This is a genomic window from Streptomyces mesophilus (assembly GCF_040300965.1).
Classification (GTDB): Bacteria; Actinomycetota; Actinomycetes; order Streptomycetales; family Streptomycetaceae; genus Streptomyces; species Streptomyces mesophilus_A.
On sequence record NZ_JBEPEW010000079.1, the window covers coordinates 1 to 15,974 of the forward strand.

Genomic DNA, 15,974 nt, shown 5'->3' on the forward strand with positions numbered 1-15,974 from the left:
CGGCGGGCCCGCTGCCGTCCAGCCCCGAGGAGAACTCGCTGGCCCGGCGCGGCGCACCCCCGAACACCCGGCCCCACTGGGAGAGCCGGTCGCGTCCTTCGGCGAGCAGCAGCAGCAGATAGCCGGCCGCGGCGAGGACGAAGAAGAGCCAGCCCGCGCCGCCGTCCGACAGCCCGGCCGCGACCGAGTAGAGGGCGAGCAGCGGAAGGCCCGCGGGCGCGGCGCTGCGGAAGGTCACCGCGAGGGCGTCCACGATCAGCCCGATCAGGAGCACGCCACCAACCAGCATCAGCTGGATGCCGTCGGTCAGCGGCGCCGGAGTCGAGTACTGCCCGACATCCTCGCCACCGGCCTGCAGCAGCACCCCGAGCTCCCGGACGGAGTCGGGGCTCGGCAGGAAGAGACCGAAGGCCTCGTCCCGTACGAAGAACACGGTGAGCAGCAGCAGCGTCACCAGGACCTGGGCGGCGACCGTCACCGGACGCGCCAGCGGTACACGGCGGGCCGCCGCGCCCACACCGGACTGCGCGGCGAGCAGGAACGCGCCCTGCACCAGCCACGCGGCCGAATTGACCAGCGGCAGCAGCGCGCACGCCGCCATCAGCGTGGCCGCGAAGGCGCAGAGCGCGAGCCGCGTGCGGCCGCTCATGACCATCCCCCTGTTGCTTGTGCTTCGGAACGTCCCATGACGCCCGTGCGCTGCCGGTCCGCCTGCTTCCACAGCTCGGGCAGCGGCAGCCCCGGCGGTACCGCGAGCGCCGTCCAGCCCGCCTCGCGCAGCAGCCGCAGGCGCTCCTCCAGCTGGGCCGACGGGGCCTGCGCACCGTGCGCCCAGGCCCCGTTGTCCAGGACGAAGGCGACCGCCGCACCGCTGCGCTGGCGCATCCGGGCGACCACGGCCGCCTGCTCCTCGTCGAGCTCGCCGAGGAACGCGACGAGCAGCCCTTCGGCCCCGCCGCGCAGCACGTCGTACGCACGTGAGAGGCCCGCGCCGTCCGAGTGGTCGACCACGGCGAGCGTGTCCATCATCATCCCCGCGGCGTCCGCCGACTCCGTGGTGGAGCCCGCGAAGCCGTCGGAGCCTTCGCCGGGCACGGAGTTGCCGGTGTCGGTCAACAGCCGTACGGAAAAGCCCCGTTCCAGCATGTGCACCAGGGCCGAGGCCGCGCCCGAGACCGCCCACTCGAAGGCCGAGTCGGGGCCCGCACCCTGGTGGGCGATGCGACGGGTGTCCAACAGGACGGTGCAGCGCGCCCGTTGCGGCTGCTCCTCGCGGCGCACCATCAGCTCGCCGTACTTCGCGGTGGAGCGCCAGTGCACCCGGCGCAGATCGTCGCCGTGCCGGTAGCCGCGGGGGATCACATCGTCCTCACCGGCAAGGGCGAGCGAGCGCTGCCGCCCGTCCCCGTACCCCTGCGCCTCGCCGGACAGCCGTACCGGCGGCAGCGCCTCCACCCTCGGGATCACCGTCAGGGTGTCGAACGCGCTGAAGGACCGGGTCAGTTCGCACATCCCGAACGGATCGCTGAGCCTGAGCTGCAGCGGCCCGAGCGGATAGCGCCCGCGCAGATCGGAGCGCACCCGGTACGACACCTCGCGCCGCCCGCCCGCCTCGACCCGGTCGAGTACGAAGCGCGGCCGCGGACCGAGCACGTACGGCACCCGGTCCTGGAGCATCAGGAGCCCGGTGGGCAGCCGCGAGACGTTGTCCATGCGCAGATGCACCCGGGACTCGGAGCCCGCAGGCACCCGCGCGGGCGAGAGCCGGCGCGAACCGGCCACGCGGTAGCGGGTGCGGTAAAGGACGATCGCGCTGACCAGCGGCAGTACGGCGAGCAGCAGCCCCACCCGCAGCAGATCACCCTGGCCGAGCACATACGCGCACGCGGCCGCGGCCACCCCGGCGGCCAGGAACGACCGGCCGCGTGTGGTCAGGCCTGCGAAGGCGGTACGCAGTCCGCCCTTGTCGTCGTCCGACTGGGAAATCCGGCCAAAGGCCCGCTGCGTGGTGCCCTGCGCCGGCCCCCCGGCCGTCATCACAGCCTCCGCGCGCCGGGCGGCTGCTGGCCGTAGCCCGCCATACCGGGCATCTGCGCGGAAGGCGCCGGGGGATAGCCCGCGCCGGGCGCCTGCGCGGCCGGCACCGGGATGCGCTGAAGGATCTCGAGCACGACCTGCTCGGCCGTACGCCGGTTCAACTGGGCCTGCGCGGTGGGCAGCAGCCGGTGCGCGAGCACGGCGACGGCGAGCGCCTGCAGATCGTCCGGAAGTACGTAGTCACGCCCGCTCAGCGCGGCGGAGGCCTTCGCCGCCCGCAGCAGATGCAGCGTCGCGCGCGGCGAGGCGCCGAGTCTCAGATCGGGGTGGTTGCGCGTGGCGCCGACGATCTCCACCGCATAGCGCCGTACGGCATCGGCGACATGGACCTTACGGACCGCGTCGATCAGTTTCACGATGTCGTGGGCGTGGGCCACCGGCTGCAGATCGTCGAGCGGCGAGACCCCGCCGTGCACATCGAGCATCTGCAGCTCGGCCTCGGCGTTGGGGTAACCGATCGAGACCCGGGCCATGAAGCGGTCGCGCTGGGCCTCGGGCAGCGGGTAGGTGCCCTCCATCTCAACCGGGTTCTGGGTCGCCACGACCATGAAGGGGTTGGGCAGTTCATAGGTCTGCCCGTCGATGGTGACCTGTCGCTCCTCCATGGACTCCAGGAGCGCGGACTGGGTCTTGGGCGAGGCCCGGTTGATCTCGTCGCCGATCACGATCTGCGCGAAGATCGCTCCCGGCTTGAACTCGAAGTCCCTGCGCTGCTGGTCGAAAATGGACACACCGGTGATGTCCGACGGCAGCAGATCCGGTGTGAACTGGATACGCCGCACCGAGCAGTCGATGGACCGCGCCAGCGCCTTGGCGAGCATGGTCTTGCCCACGCCCGGTACGTCCTCGATGAGCAGATGGCCCTCGGCGAGGAGCACGGTCAGCGAAAGCCGTACGACCTCCGGCTTGCCCTCGATCACTCCCTCCACCGACCTGCGGACTTGATCCACGGTGGTGGTCAGATCTGTGAGGCTCGCTCGATCTTCATAGGTCGTCACCCCGGCCCTCCTCGGCCCGTTCAAACGGGCCGATGTCTCTGTGCGACCCGGCCCACCCCGAAACACGGACACCGCGGCCGGATGGTTCCCGTGCGGTGCCTCCCCCGCATTCTTGTTGCCGTTACCCGTTCGTGTCACTTGCCTGCGGACAACTGACTGTCCTATGTCGGGTTTTGGGAGGGTTTATGGGGCGGCGCGATGGTCCTCAGGGGGAGCACGCCGGGCGCCGTGCGGGGGCGCCCGGCACTTTTCAGGCCGCGTCGATCTCGTGCAGCAGACCCGTCTTCACATCGAAGACGAAGCCGCGGATATCATCGGTGTGGAGCAGGAACGGCGAGGTCCGCACGCGCTGCATGGACTGCCGTACGTCCTGGTCCACATCGCGGAAGGCCTCCACGGCCCAGGAGGGACGCTGGCCGACCTCGTCCTCGAGCTCGTGCCGGAAGTCCTCGGTCAGGGTGAGCAGACCGCAGCCGGTGTGGTGGATCAGGACCACGCTGCGGGTGCCGAGCGCACGCTGGCTGATGGTGAGCGAGCGGATCACGTCGTCGGTGACCACACCGCCCGCATTGCGGATCGTGTGACAGTCACCGAGCTCGAGGCCCAGCGCGTCGTGCAGGTCGAGCCGGGCGTCCATACAGGCCACGACGGCGACCTTGAGGACGGGACGGGCATCCATGCCCGGGTCCACGAAGTCCGCGGCGTAGCTCTGGTTCGCCTCGACGAGGCGGTCGGTGACGGTGCCCTGCCCGGATATGGCACCGTTCGGGCTCGAGGAAAGCGATCGCGAAGTCGACATGGAAAAAAGGTAGCGGTCACGGTGTATACAAGCCCGCTGTGAGAGGTGACAAAGAACCTCAAAGGGCCTTGTCGTGACGCACTCCACAGGGAGTGACCACTGAGCCCGTACGGGTGAACGAGCCCGGGGGCGACGCGCTCGCCCGGTTGATTGACCGGGACAGGCGGTGGACTAAAGTGACGCGAACCGACAGACGTGTACGCGACTGGCGGTTACCGATCTACAGGAGACCGTCTCTCCCAAAAGGACGGTCTCCCCGCGCGTGCGGTCGTACGTACGGCTCGGCCTCCTCCCGCTCCGGTCGGCCGGCTCCTTCCCGGCGCCTGCGGACCTTCCCCTTCGTCTGCGAGCGGGCGGGGACCCGGCCGCACGTGGTGGCCGCACCCGACCTGAGAGGGTGCGTTGAGCGAGCAGCGACACGTCCCGGTGATGCTCCAGCGGTGCCTGGACCTGTTGGCCCCCGCGCTCACCAAGCCCGGGGCGGTCGTCGTCGACTGCACCCTCGGCCTCGGCGGACACAGCGAGGCCCTGCTCCAGAACTTCCCCGAGGCCCGCCTCGTCGCGCTCGACCGCGACAAGGAAGCCCTGCGCCTGTCCGGCGATCGGCTCGCACCCTTCGGCGAACGGGCCACCCTCGTCCACGCCGTGTACGACGAACTCCCCGACGTACTCGACCGTCTTGGCCTGCCGAAGGTCCAGGGCATCCTGTTCGACCTCGGCGTCTCGTCCATGCAACTCGACGAGGCCGACCGCGGATTCGCCTACGCCCAGGACGCACCGCTGGACATGCGCATGGACCAGACGGCCGGGATGAGCGCCGCCGAGGTCCTCAACACCTACCCCCCGGGCGAACTGGTCAGGATCCTGCGGGCGTACGGCGAGGAGAAGCAGGCCAAGCGCATTGTCAGCGCGATCGTGCGGGAGCGCGACAAGGAGCCGTTCACCAACAGCGCCCGGCTCGTGGAGCTGATCCGCGACGCGCTGCCGCAGGCCGCCAAGCGCACGGGCGGCAACCCGGCCAAGCGCACCTTCCAGGCGCTGCGGATCGAGGTCAACGGTGAGCTGACCGTCCTGGAGCGCGCGATCCCCGCGGCCGTCAAGGCGCTGGACGTCGGCGGCCGGATCGCGGTCCTGTCGTACCACTCGCTCGAAGACCGCCTGGTCAAGCAGGTGTTCGCGGAGGGCGCGGCCAACACCGCGCCGCCCGGGCTTCCGGTGGTGCCCGAGCGCTACCAGCCGCGCCTGAAGCTGCTCACGCGCGGCGCCGAACTGCCCACCGAGGAAGAAGTCGCCGAGAACCGCCGGGCCGCACCGGCCCGTCTGCGCGGGGCGCAGCGGATCCGGGAGGACCTTTCGTGAGGACGTCACCGGGGGAGGGCGAGTGAGCCGGGTGCCGCAGCTGCGGGGGAGGGCCGCACAGCTCGCCCGGCTGCTTCCCTCAGGACCCACTTCGGCGGCCCGTACCCCGTTCGTGCTGCTCATCGTGGTGCTGCTCGGCGGCGGTCTGATCGTGCTCCTGATGCTCAACTCGGCGCTCAACGAAGGCTCGTTCCAGCTCAGCAAGCTCCGCAAGGAGACCACCGAGCTCACCGACGAGCAGCAGGAACTCGAGACCAAGGTCGACGGTTACTCCGCCCCCGACGCCTTGGAGCGGCGCGCCCGCGAGCTCGGCATGGTGCCGGGCGGACCGCCGGCCTTCCTCGACCCGGACGGCAAGGTGCGCGGTACGCCGGGCGAGGCGAGCGCCGCCCCGGCACCGGTCACGGCGCCCCCGCCTCCGAAGCCCACCGTGTCCGTCTCCCCGGCGCCCGGCGTCTCCACGTCTCCCGCGCCCAACGTGTCCACGTCTCCCGTGTCCAGCGTGTCCACGTCCCCCGAGTCCAGCGTCTCCACGTCCGCGGCGCCCCGGACCAGCCCGTCGCCCTCCACCACCCCCGGCAGGTGACCTCGTGACCGACCGGCAACCACCGCGCCGCCGCGTCCCCGGACCGGCGAAGCCCCCGCGCCCAGGCGCCCCGCGCCGGCCGGGACCGGGCGCCAGACCGGCGGCCCGCCGCCCGCAGACCGGGTCGCGCAAGCCCGCGCCGGCCCTGATCCGGCTCGGCAGCCCCCGCCCCCGGCTGCGCCTGGTGAGCCTCGGCCTGACCCTGGTGCTGCTCGCCTTCGTCGTACGACTGGTGCAGGTGCAGGCCGTCGATGCCAGCGTGTACGCCTCCAAGGCGGAGCAGAACCGGTACTTCAGCAGCACGCTCGCCGCCACGCGCGGACAGATCACCGACCGCAACGGCTATGAGCTCGCGACCAGCGTCGACGCCTACGACATCACCGCGGACCCGAAGATGTTCTCGGAGGAGGCCACCGAGACCAAGGACGCGCCCGAGCAGGCGGCAGCGCTGCTCGCGCCGATCCTGGGCAAGGAAGCGGCCGACCTCGCGGACAAGCTCAAGGACCACAAGAAGCGCTACGCCCTCCTCGCCCGCCGCCAGACCCCGCAGGTCTGGAACCAGATCAAGGATCTGAAGAGCGCGCTCGCCGACAAGAACCCCAAGACCGGCGGCGTCCTGGCCGGGATCTTCCAGGAGCCGAGCAGCAAGCGGCTCTATCCGAACGGCGATCTCGCCGCCGGGATACTGGGCTGGGTCAACGCCGAGGGCAAGGGCGGCGGCGGTATCGAGTCGCAGCTGGACAAGGACCTCGCGGGCGAGGACGGCATGATCACCTATGCCCAGTCCGGCGGCCGCCGTGTACCGACCGCGGGCAGCAGCGAGACCCCCGCCGTGCCCGGCTCGGACGTGGAGCTCACGCTCGACCGCGACATCCAGTACGTGGCGCAGAAGGCCATCGAGGACCAGGTGGCCAAGTCCAAGGCCGACCGCGGTTACGTCGTCGTCCAGGACACGAAGACCGGCGAGATCCTGGCGCTCGCCAACGCGCCCGGCTTCGACCCCAACGACCTCTCCAAGGCCAGCGTCAAGAACCTCGGCAACCCTGCCCTGCAGGACGCCTACGAGCCCGGTTCGACCAGCAAGCTGATCTCGATGGCCGCCGTACTCGAGGAGAAGGCCGCCGCACCCGACACCCATGTCACGGTGCCCAACCGCCTCCACCGCGGCGACCGTCTCTTCCGCGACGACATCGACCACGAGACCTGGTACCTCACCCTGAGCGGCGTTCTCGCGAAGTCCTCCAACATCGGCACGATCCTCGCGACCCAGCAGCTCGGCAAGACGCAGAAGGACGCCAACAAGGTCCTGTACGACTACCTGCGCAAGTTCGGCATGGGCCAGAAGACCGGCACCGGCTTCCCCGGCGAGACCCCGGGCCTCCTGCACAAGCCCGAGGAGTGGTCGACGTCCACGCAGTACACGGTCCCGTTCGGCCAGGGCTATTCGCTCAACGCCGTACAGGCCGTCTCCATGTACTCGACCGTCGCCAACGGCGGCGTCCGCGTGGAGCCTTCTCTCGTACGCGGGAAGAAGGGCCCCGACGGCCGGTTCACGCCCGGGGACGAGCCGAAGAAGACCCGGGTCATCAGCGAGGGCACCGCCAAGACGCTCTCCGAGATGCTGCAGTCCGTGGTCGACGACCCGGAGGGCACCGGCACCAAGGCGCAGATCGAGGGCTACCGGGTGGCCGGCAAGACCGGCACCGCGAACCGGGTCGACCCGGAGACCGGCCGCTACAACGGCTACACGTCCTCGTTCGCCGGTTTCGCCCCCGCAGACAAGCCCCGGCTCGCCGTCTACTGCGTCGTACAGAACCCGACCAAGGGCAACTACTTCGGCGGCCAGATCTGCGCCCCCATCTACAAGCAGGTCATGGAGTTCGCCCTGAAGACCCTTCAGGTGGCCCCGTCCGGCGCCAAGGCGCCCGGGCTCCCCGTCAAGTTCAAACCGGAGGACTGACCCGACGGACCTCCGGTAACCCCGCGTACGCAGATCCCCCACGAGCACTGAACAGGTACCGCCGCCGTGACAACGATCACCCCGGGCCCCGGGAACCAGGCCGAGCAGTCGGCCGGCCACGCCGCCCCATTTCGCCCCCGGCCACCCGCGCCCGGTACGCTCACCGCCGTGCCACACGCTGATCAGTCCCCCACCACCCGTGAGGGCGGCCCCGTGACCTACCCGGGACCGCCGCGGCCGGAGCGGGTCGCGGCGAGCACCCTCGCCGACCTCGCCGCCGCACTGGGTGTCGACGCCCCCGCCGCCGCCGACGTCACCGGCATCACGCACGACTCCCGTGCGGTACGCCCCGGTGACATCTACGCCGCGCTGCCCGGAGCCCGTGTCCACGGCGCGGACTTCGCCGCGCAGGCCGCCGATCTCGGCGCCGTGGCGATCCTCACCGACCCGGCGGGCCTGCCCCGCGCGTCGGCCACCGGCCTGCCGGTCCTGGTCGCCGGTGACCCGCGCGGCCGGATGGGCGAGCTCGCGGCCACGATCTACGGGCGGCCCGGCGAGGACCTGCTGCAGATCGGGATCACCGGTACGTCGGGCAAGACGACGACCGCGTATCTGGTCGAAGGCGGACTCAAGGCGGCCGGCCGCAACACCGGTCTCATCGGCACGGTCGAGATGCGCATCGGTGACGAGCGCATCAAGTCCGAGCGGACCACGCCCGAAGCGACCGATCTGCAGGCCCTGTTCGCGGTGATGCGCGAGCGCGGCGCCGACTCGGTCGCCATGGAGGTCTCCAGCCACGCCCTGGTGCTCGGGCGCGTGGACGGCTGCGTCTTCGACATCGCCGTCTTCAACAACCTGAGCCCGGAACACATGGAGTTCCACTCCGACATGGAGGACTACTTCCAGGCGAAGGCGCAGCTCTTCACGCCGAAGCGGTCCAAGCTCGGCATCGTCAACTTCGATGACGAGTACGGCCGCAGGCTCGCCAAGGAGGCGACCGTCCCGGTCGTCACCTTCTCCGCCGAGGGCCACCCGGACGCCGACTGGCGCGCCGAGCAGGTCGAAGTCGGCCCGATGGACTCCGCGTTCACGGTGATCGGCCCGAAGGGCGAGCGCATCGCCGCCAAGTCCCCGCTGGCCGGCCCCTTCAACGTGGCCAACACCCTCGCCGCGATCGTCGCCCTTGCCGCCGCGGGCATCGACCCGCAGACCGCCGCCGACGGCATCGCTGCCGTGCCCGGCGTACCGGGCCGCCTGGAGCGGGTCGACGAGGGGCAGCCGTATCTCGCCGTCGTCGACTACGCCCACAAGACGGACGCCGTCGAATCGGTCCTGCGCGCCCTGCGCAAGGTCACCGAGGGCAAGCTGCACATCGTGCTCGGCTGCGGCGGCGACCGGGACAAGACCAAGCGCGCCCCGATGGGTGCGGCGGCCGCGCGGCTCGCGGACACCGCCGTGCTCACCTCCGACAACCCGCGCTCCGAGGACCCCCTCGCGATCCTCGCCACGATGATCGCGGGCGCCGCCGAGGTGCCCGTGCACGAGCGTGGCGACGTGGTCCTGTTCGAGGACCGGGCCGCCGCGATCACCGCGGTGGTCGCCCGTGCCGAGCCCGGTGACACCGTGCTCGTCGCCGGCAAGGGCCATGAACAGGGCCAGGACATCAACGGGGTGGTACGCCCCTTCGACGACCGAGACGTGCTGCGGACCGCAATCCGGCGCCACCGCGCAGCCGCCCAGAACCCCCGGGGATGAAGCTGTGATCGCCCTCTCCCTCGCCGAGATCGCCACCATCACCGGCGGGCAGCCCCACGACATACCGGACACCGGCCGTGAGGTCACCGGCTCCGTCGTCATCGACTCGCGCAAGGTGGAACCCGGCGGACTCTTCGCCGCGTTCGCCGGCGAGCATGTCGACGGCCATGACTACGCGGACAAGGCCATCGCCTCCGGAGCGGCCGCGGTGCTCGCCACCCGGCCGCTCGGCGTGCCCGCGATCGTGGTCGACGACGTCCAGACCGCACTCGGCACCCTCGCCCGCACCGTGGTGCAGCGCCTGGGCACCGAGGTCGTCGCGCTCACCGGCTCCGCGGGCAAGACGTCCACCAAGGACCTGATCGCGCAGGTGCTGCAGCACCACGCGCCCACGGTCTGGACGCCCGGCTCCCTCAACAACGAGATCGGCCTGCCGCTCACCGCGCTCACCGCGGACACCACCACCAGGCACCTCGTCCTGGAGATGGGCGCCCGCGGCATCGGCCACATCCGCTATCTCACGGGTCTGACCCCGCCGAAGATCGGCCTGGTGCTGAACGTCGGCACCGCGCACATCGGCGAGTTCGGCGGCCGTGAGCAGATCGCCCAGGCCAAGGGCGAGTTGGTGGAGGCCCTGCCGGCCGACGGCACGGCGGTCCTCAACGCGGACGATCCGCTCGTACGCGCCATGTCCTCCCGTACGAAGGCGAAGGTGCTCTTCTTCGGAGAGGCGGACGACGCGGACGTACGTGCCGAGAACGTCCGGCTCACCGACCAGGGGCAGCCCGCCTTCACGCTGCACACGCCTACCGGGTGCAGCGAGGTGACCTTGCGCCTGTACGGTGAGCACCACGTGTCGAACGCGCTCGCCGCGGCCGCCGTCGCCCATGACCTGGGTATGTCCGCCGACGAGATCGCGACCGCGCTCTCCGGGGCGGGAAACCTGTCCCGCTGGCGTATGGAGGTCACCGAGCGCGCGGACGGTGTGACCGTCGTCAACGACGCCTACAACGCGAACCCCGAATCCATGCGGGCCGCGCTGCGCGCCCTCGCCGCCATGGCGAACGGCCGCCGGACGTGGGCGGTGCTCGGCAAGATGGCCGAGCTCGGCGACGAAGCGCTGCCCGAGCACGACGCGGTCGGACGGCTCGCCGTCCGTCTCAACGTGAGCAAGCTCGTCGCGGTCGGGGACAGGGAAGCGTCCTGGCTGCAACTGGGCGCATACAACGAGGGTTCGTGGGGTGAGGAGTCGGTGCACGTGTCCGACGCACAGGCGGCTGTCGACCTACTGCGCAGCGAGCTGCGCCCGGGGGACGTCGTGCTCGTGAAGGCTTCCAGGTCGGTGGGCCTGGAACAGGTCGCGCTCGCACTGCTCGAGGGTGAGGTCTCCGGCCGATGAGGCAGATTCTCTTCTCCGGTGTCATCGGTCTTTTCCTGACCCTGATCGGCACGCCGCTGCTCATCAAGCTGCTCGCGAAGAAGGGCTACGGGCAGTACATCCGCGACGACGGCCCGCGCGAGCACGCCAGCAAGCGCGGTACGCCGACGATGGGCGGTATCGCCTTCATCCTGGCGACGATCATCGCGTACTTCGCCACGAAGCTGATCACGGGAGCGCCGACCACCTTCTCGGGTCTCCTGGTGCTCTTCCTGATGGCGGGCATGGGTCTGGTCGGCTTCCTCGACGACTACATCAAGATCATCAAGCGGCGTTCGCTCGGTCTGCGGGCCAAGGCGAAGATGGCAGGACAGCTGATCGTCGGCATCACCTTCGCGGTGCTCGCCCTGCAGTTCGCGGACATCCGCGGCAACACCCCTGCCTCGATGAAGATTTCGTTCGTGCAGGACTTCGGCTGGTCGATCGGCCCCGTGCTGTTCGTCATCTGGGCGCTGTTCATGATCCTGGCGATGTCGAACGGTGTGAACCTCACCGACGGCCTCGACGGTCTGGCGACCGGCGCCTCGGTGATGGTCTTCGGTGCGTACACCTTCATCGGTGTCTGGCAGTTCCAGGAGTCCTGCGCCAACGCGACGACGCTCACCAACCCCTCGGCCTGCTTCGAGGTACGTGACCCGCTCGACCTCGCGATCGTGGCCTCCGCCCTGATGGGCTCCTGCTTCGGCTTCCTGTGGTGGAACACCTCGCCCGCCAAGATCTTCATGGGCGACACCGGCTCGCTCGCCCTCGGCGGCGCGCTCGCCGGCCTTGCGATCTGCTCCCGTACGGAGCTGCTTCTCGCCCTGCTCGGCGGCCTGTTCGTCCTCATCACCCTGTCCGTGGTCATCCAGGTCGGCTCGTTCCGCCTCACCGGCAAGCGCGTCTTCCGCATGGCACCGCTGCAGCACCACTTCGAACTCAAGGGGTGGTCCGAAGTCCTTGTGGTGGTCCGCTTCTGGATCATCCAGGGCATGTGCGTGATCGTCGGTCTCGGTCTCTTCTACGCAGGTTGGGCGAACAACAAGTGACCTCTCTGTCTGTGGAGGGCAAGCACGTCACCGTCGCCGGTCTCGGCGTGAGCGGCATCAGCGCCGCCCGCGCCCTGGCCGGCCTCGGCGCTTCGGTGACCGTCGTGGACGGCGGCTCGGGCGATGTGCACAAGGAGCGGGCGGCGGCCCTTGAGGCGGACGGTATCTCCGTACGTCTGGGAGATGCCGAAACCCTGCCCGAGGGCACTTCCTTGGTGGTCACCTCGCCGGGCTGGAAGCCCTCGTCGCCCCTGTTCGCCGCCGCTCTCGAAGCGGGCGTGGACGTGGTGGGCGACGTCGAGCTCGCCTGGCTGCTCCGTGGCCCGGACGCGGCCCCGTGGCTCGCGATCACCGGCACCAACGGCAAGACCACCACGACCCAGATGCTGGCGTCGATCCTGCGCGCGGCCGGTCTGAAGACCGCGGCGGTCGGCAACATCGGCACCCCGATCGTCGACGTGGTCCTCGAAGGCGACGACGCGTACGACGTGCTCGCCGTGGAGCTGTCGAGCTACCAACTGCACTGGGCGCCCTCCCTTCGGGCCCACTCCGCTGCTGTCCTGAACCTCGCGCCGGACCACCTGGACTGGCACGGCTCGATGGAGGCGTACGCCGCCGACAAGGGCCGTATCTACGAGGGCAACCAGGTCGCCTGCGTCTACAACGTGGCGGACAAGGCCACGGAGGACCTGGTCGTCGAGGCCGACGTCGAGGAGGGCTGCCGCGCGATCGGCTTCACCCTCGGCACCCCGGGTCCCTCCGAACTCGGTGTGGTGGAGGGCCTCCTGGTCGACCGCGCCTTCGTCGAGAACCGCCAGAAGAACGCCCAGGAACTCGCCGAGGTCGCCGACGTCAACCCGCCGGCCCCGCACAACATCGCCAACGCCCTTGCGGCCGCGGCCCTTGCGCGCGCCTACGGCGTCCAGCCCGCTGCCGTACGGGAGGGTCTGCGCGCCTTCCGTCCGGACGCGCACCGCATCGCGCACGTCGAGGACGTGGCAGGGGTGTCCTACGTGGACGACTCCAAGGCGACCAACACCCATGCCGCCGAAGCCTCGTTGGCCGCGTATGAGTCCATCGTCTGGATCGCGGGCGGGCTCGCGAAGGGCGCCACCTTCGACGAACTCGTCCAGAAGTCGGCCAAGCGACTCCGTGGCGCCGTCCTCATCGGCGCCGACCGCGCGCTGATCGCCGAAGCCCTTGCGCGACACGCGCCGGACGTCCCGGTCGTCGACCTCGAACGGGCCGACACTGGGGCGATGTCCGCGGCGGTCCGCGAGGCGGCACGGCTCGCGCAGCCGGGGGACACGGTCCTCATGGCGCCGGCCTGCGCGTCGATGGACATGTTCGTGAACTACAACAAGCGCGGCGAGGCGTTCGCGGACGCGGTCCGCGAGCTTGCCGCCGAGACCGCCTAGCCCTGTCCGAGCAGTCACGCCCGGCGGGGGCGGCGGCGACGACTGGAGGGGACACGAGATGGGTGCGAGCCGTTCCGGCACAGTGCGGCGGCCCTCGTCGAGGCCGCGGCCGCGTATGTCGGGCCCCGGCCGTCCGCCGGGCGCCCTCGGGCAGCTCAGACGGCTCTACGAGCAGGCCAAGCGGGCCTGGGACCGGCCGCTGACCGCGTACTACCTGATCCTCGGCGGCAGTCTGCTGATCACGACCCTCGGGCTCGTGATGGTCTACTCGGCCTCGCAGATCCAGGCGCTCGAGTACTCCCTGTCGCCTTCGTACTTCTTCCGCAAGCAGTTCCTCGCCGCCGTGCTCGGCACGATCCTGCTGATCGTCGCGATGCGGATGCCGGTACGGCTGCACCGCGCGCTCGCGTATCCGATCCTCGTCGGCAGCGTCTTCCTGATGATCCTCGTGCAGGTGCCGGGGATAGGGCATGCGGTCAACGGCAACCAGAACTGGATCTCGCTCGGCGGCCCGTTCCAGCTGCAGCCCAGCGAGTTCGGCAAGCTGGCGCTGGTGCTGTGGGGCGCGGACCTGCTCGCCCGCAAGGGCGACCGGCAGATGCTGACGCAGTGGAAGCACATGCTGGTGCCGCTCGTTCCGGTGACGTTCATGCTGCTCGGCCTGATCATGCTCGGCGGCGACATGGGCACCGCGATCATTCTCACGGCCATCCTCTTCGGCCTGCTCTGGCTCGCCGGCGCACCGACCCGGCTCTTCGGCGGTGTGCTCGCGGTCGCCGGTCTGCTCGGCTTCATCCTGATCCGGACCAGCCCGAACCGTATGGCCCGTCTTGCCTGTCTGGGCGCCTCGGACGCCGGTCCCGGCGATCAGTGCTGGCAGGCTCTGCACGGAATCTACGCGCTCGCCTCGGGCGGATTCTTCGGTTCCGGTCTGGGTGCCAGTGTGGAAAAATGGGGCCAACTGCCTGAACCCCACACGGACTTCATCTTCGCCATCACCGGGGAGGAGCTCGGCCTGGCGGGGACGCTGTCCGTACTCGGTCTCTTCGCGGCTCTAGGCTATGCGGGTATCCGCGTGGCCGGACGCACGGAGGAGCCCTTCGTGAGGTACGCCGCGGGAGGTGTGACCACCTGGATCACGGCCCAGGCCGTGGTCAACATCGGTGCGGTGCTCGGTCTGCTGCCGATCGCCGGTGTCCCGCTCCCGCTGTTCTCCTACGGAGGCTCGGCCCTGCTGCCGACCATGTTCGCGATCGGTCTGCTCATCGCGTTCGCGCGCGATGAACCCGCGGCCCGGGCCGCACTTGCCATGAGGTCGGCAGCCTCTGGTAAGAAGCGGTCTGCGGGGAGATGGAACACGATGCGACGGCGTGCCAAGGCGCGACCGTCCGGAGAGCGGTGAATTTCGGTGCATGTCGTACTCGCCGGTGGGGGGACCGCCGGCCACATCGAGCCCGCGCTCGCCCTCGCGGACGCCCTGCGCAGGCAGGACCCGACCATGGGCATCACGGCCCTGGGCACGGAGCGTGGACTCGAGACCCGGCTCGTACCCGAGCGCGGCTATGAACTCGCGCTGATCCCCGCCGTACCGCTCCCGCGCAAGCCCACCCCCGAACTGCTCACGGTCCCGGGCCGGCTGCGCGGCACCATCAAGGCCGCCGAGCAGATCCTGGAGCGCACCAAGGCCGACGCCGTGTGCGGCTTCGGCGGATACGTGGCGCTGCCCGCGTACTTCGCGGCCAAGCGCCTGGGCGTGCCGATCATCGTGCACGAGGCCAACGCGCGGCCCGGTCTGGCCAACAAGATCGGCTCGCGCTACGCCGCGGCCGTTGCGGTCTCCACGCCGGACAGCAAGCTGCGCGGCTCGCGCTACATCGGCATTCCGCTGCGCCGCACCATCGCGACCCTCGACCGCGCCCGGGTCCGCCCCGAGGCACGCGCCGCGTTCGGTCTCGACCCCAACTTGCCCACGCTGCTGGTCTCTGGCGGCTCGCAGGGCGCCCGCCGCCTGAACGAGGTCGTCCAGCAGGCGGCCCCGTACCTGCAGCAGGCGGGCATCCAGATCCTGCACGCGGTCGGCCCGAAGAACGAACTGCCGCAGGTACAGCAGATGCCGGGGATGCCCCCGTACATCCCGGTACCGTACGTGGACCGGATGGACCTCGCGTACGCCGCGGCCGACATGATGCTCTGCCGTGCGGGCGCGATGACCGTCGCCGAACTCTCCGCCGTCGGACTCCCGGCCGCCTACGTCCCGCTGCCCATCGGCAACGGCGAACAGCGGCTGAACGCCCAGCCGGTGGTCAAGGCGGGCGGCGGACTCCTCGTCGACGACGCGGAACTGACGCCGGAATGGGTCCAGCACAATGTGCTGCCCGTCCTCGCCGATCCGCACCGGTTGTTCGAGATGTCCCGCGCCGCCTCGGAGTTCGGCCGCCGGGACGCCGACGAACTTCTGGTCGGCATGGTGTACGAGGCGATCGCGGCACGCCACCGGGCGTGAGCATGCGACCGGACGAAGCGGCACGCCACAGGG

Annotated in this window: 13 protein-coding genes; 9 read left to right on the forward strand and 4 right to left on the reverse strand. The window is 70.4% G+C overall.

From position 1 onward, the window contains the following. The 4 genes from ABT367_RS25040 to ABT367_RS25055 all read right to left on the reverse strand — a co-directional run. The coding region (locus ABT367_RS25040; RefSeq protein WP_352255333.1) for a DUF3488 domain-containing protein at window positions 1-649 on the reverse strand (649 nt) is incomplete at its 3' end. Next, window positions 646-2,037 carry a DUF58 domain-containing protein gene (locus ABT367_RS25045; protein WP_352255334.1) on the reverse strand — a complete coding sequence of 464 codons (1,392 nt, stop codon included), beginning with the start codon at window positions 2,035-2,037 and terminating at the stop codon, window positions 646-648. The genes ABT367_RS25045 and ABT367_RS25040, both read right to left, overlap by 4 nt. Continuing rightward, complete coding sequence (locus ABT367_RS25050; RefSeq protein ID WP_352255335.1) at window positions 2,037-3,095, reverse strand: AAA family ATPase; 1,059 nt, start codon at window positions 3,093-3,095, stop codon at window positions 2,037-2,039. The genes ABT367_RS25045 and ABT367_RS25050 overlap by 1 nt, the downstream gene beginning before the upstream one ends. A gap of 250 nt (window positions 3,096-3,345) precedes the next feature. Next, window positions 3,346-3,894, reverse strand: a complete 549-nt coding sequence (locus tag ABT367_RS25055) for a beta-class carbonic anhydrase (RefSeq protein ID WP_352255336.1) — start codon at window positions 3,892-3,894, stop codon at window positions 3,346-3,348. A 402-nt stretch (window positions 3,895-4,296) separates the two neighbouring features. Between ABT367_RS25055 and rsmH the strand changes: the two genes are divergently transcribed. The 9 genes from rsmH (at window position 4,297) to murG (ending at window position 15,941) form a co-directional block, all read left to right on the forward strand. Then, a complete protein-coding gene (rsmH, locus tag ABT367_RS25060) occupies window positions 4,297-5,253 on the forward strand; it encodes a 16S rRNA (cytosine(1402)-N(4))-methyltransferase RsmH (RefSeq protein ID WP_352255337.1) in 957 nt (318 codons plus the stop codon). Window positions 5,254-5,275: 22 nt separating this feature from the next. Further along, window positions 5,276-5,839: an FtsB family cell division protein gene (locus ABT367_RS25065; protein WP_352255338.1), complete on the forward strand. Its 564-nt coding sequence runs from the start codon at window positions 5,276-5,278 to the stop codon at window positions 5,837-5,839. Between the two features lie 4 nt (window positions 5,840-5,843). Beyond that, window positions 5,844-7,799 (forward strand): peptidoglycan D,D-transpeptidase FtsI family protein, encoded by a 1,956-nt coding sequence (locus ABT367_RS25070; RefSeq protein WP_352255339.1) that lies wholly within the window; start codon window positions 5,844-5,846, stop codon window positions 7,797-7,799. A gap of 66 nt (window positions 7,800-7,865) precedes the next feature. Continuing rightward, a complete protein-coding gene (locus ABT367_RS25075) occupies window positions 7,866-9,554 on the forward strand; it encodes a UDP-N-acetylmuramoyl-L-alanyl-D-glutamate--2,6-diaminopimelate ligase (protein WP_352255340.1) in 1,689 nt (562 codons plus the stop codon). Between the two features lie 4 nt (window positions 9,555-9,558). Beyond that, complete coding sequence (locus ABT367_RS25080) at window positions 9,559-10,953, forward strand: UDP-N-acetylmuramoyl-tripeptide--D-alanyl-D-alanine ligase (RefSeq protein WP_352255341.1); 1,395 nt, start codon at window positions 9,559-9,561, stop codon at window positions 10,951-10,953. Then, on the forward strand, window positions 10,950-12,020 hold the full coding sequence (mraY, locus tag ABT367_RS25085; protein ID WP_352255343.1) for a phospho-N-acetylmuramoyl-pentapeptide-transferase: 1,071 nt from the start codon (window positions 10,950-10,952) through the stop codon (window positions 12,018-12,020). Before ABT367_RS25080 ends, mraY begins: the two co-directional genes overlap by 4 nt. Then, window positions 12,017-13,438, forward strand: a complete 1,422-nt coding sequence (gene murD, locus ABT367_RS25090) for a UDP-N-acetylmuramoyl-L-alanine--D-glutamate ligase (RefSeq protein WP_352255344.1) — start codon at window positions 12,017-12,019, stop codon at window positions 13,436-13,438. The genes mraY and murD overlap by 4 nt, the downstream gene beginning before the upstream one ends. A gap of 115 nt (window positions 13,439-13,553) precedes the next feature. Continuing rightward, window positions 13,554-14,840 (forward strand): putative lipid II flippase FtsW, encoded by a 1,287-nt coding sequence (gene ftsW / locus ABT367_RS25095; protein ID WP_352255345.1) that lies wholly within the window; start codon window positions 13,554-13,556, stop codon window positions 14,838-14,840. A gap of 6 nt (window positions 14,841-14,846) precedes the next feature. Next, the gene (gene murG, locus ABT367_RS25100; protein ID WP_352255346.1) at window positions 14,847-15,941 is read left to right on the forward strand and encodes an undecaprenyldiphospho-muramoylpentapeptide beta-N-acetylglucosaminyltransferase; all 1,095 of its coding nucleotides are present in this window, start codon (window positions 14,847-14,849) and stop codon (window positions 15,939-15,941) included. Window positions 15,942-15,974 lie beyond the last annotated feature (33 nt).

Bases quoted from the DNA above. Each gene is read 5' to 3' on its own strand.
- mraY (WP_352255343.1), top strand. From the start codon at position 10,950: ATGAGGCAGATTCTCTTCTCCGGTGTCATCGGTCTTTTCCTGACCCTG.
- ABT367_RS25045 (WP_352255334.1), bottom strand. From the start codon at position 2,037: ATGACGGCCGGGGGGCCGGCGCAGGGCACCACGCAGCGGGCCTTTGGC.
- ftsW (WP_352255345.1), top strand. From the start codon at position 13,554: ATGTCGGGCCCCGGCCGTCCGCCGGGCGCCCTCGGGCAGCTCAGACGG.
- ABT367_RS25055 (WP_352255336.1), bottom strand. From the start codon at position 3,894: ATGTCGACTTCGCGATCGCTTTCCTCGAGCCCGAACGGTGCCATATCC.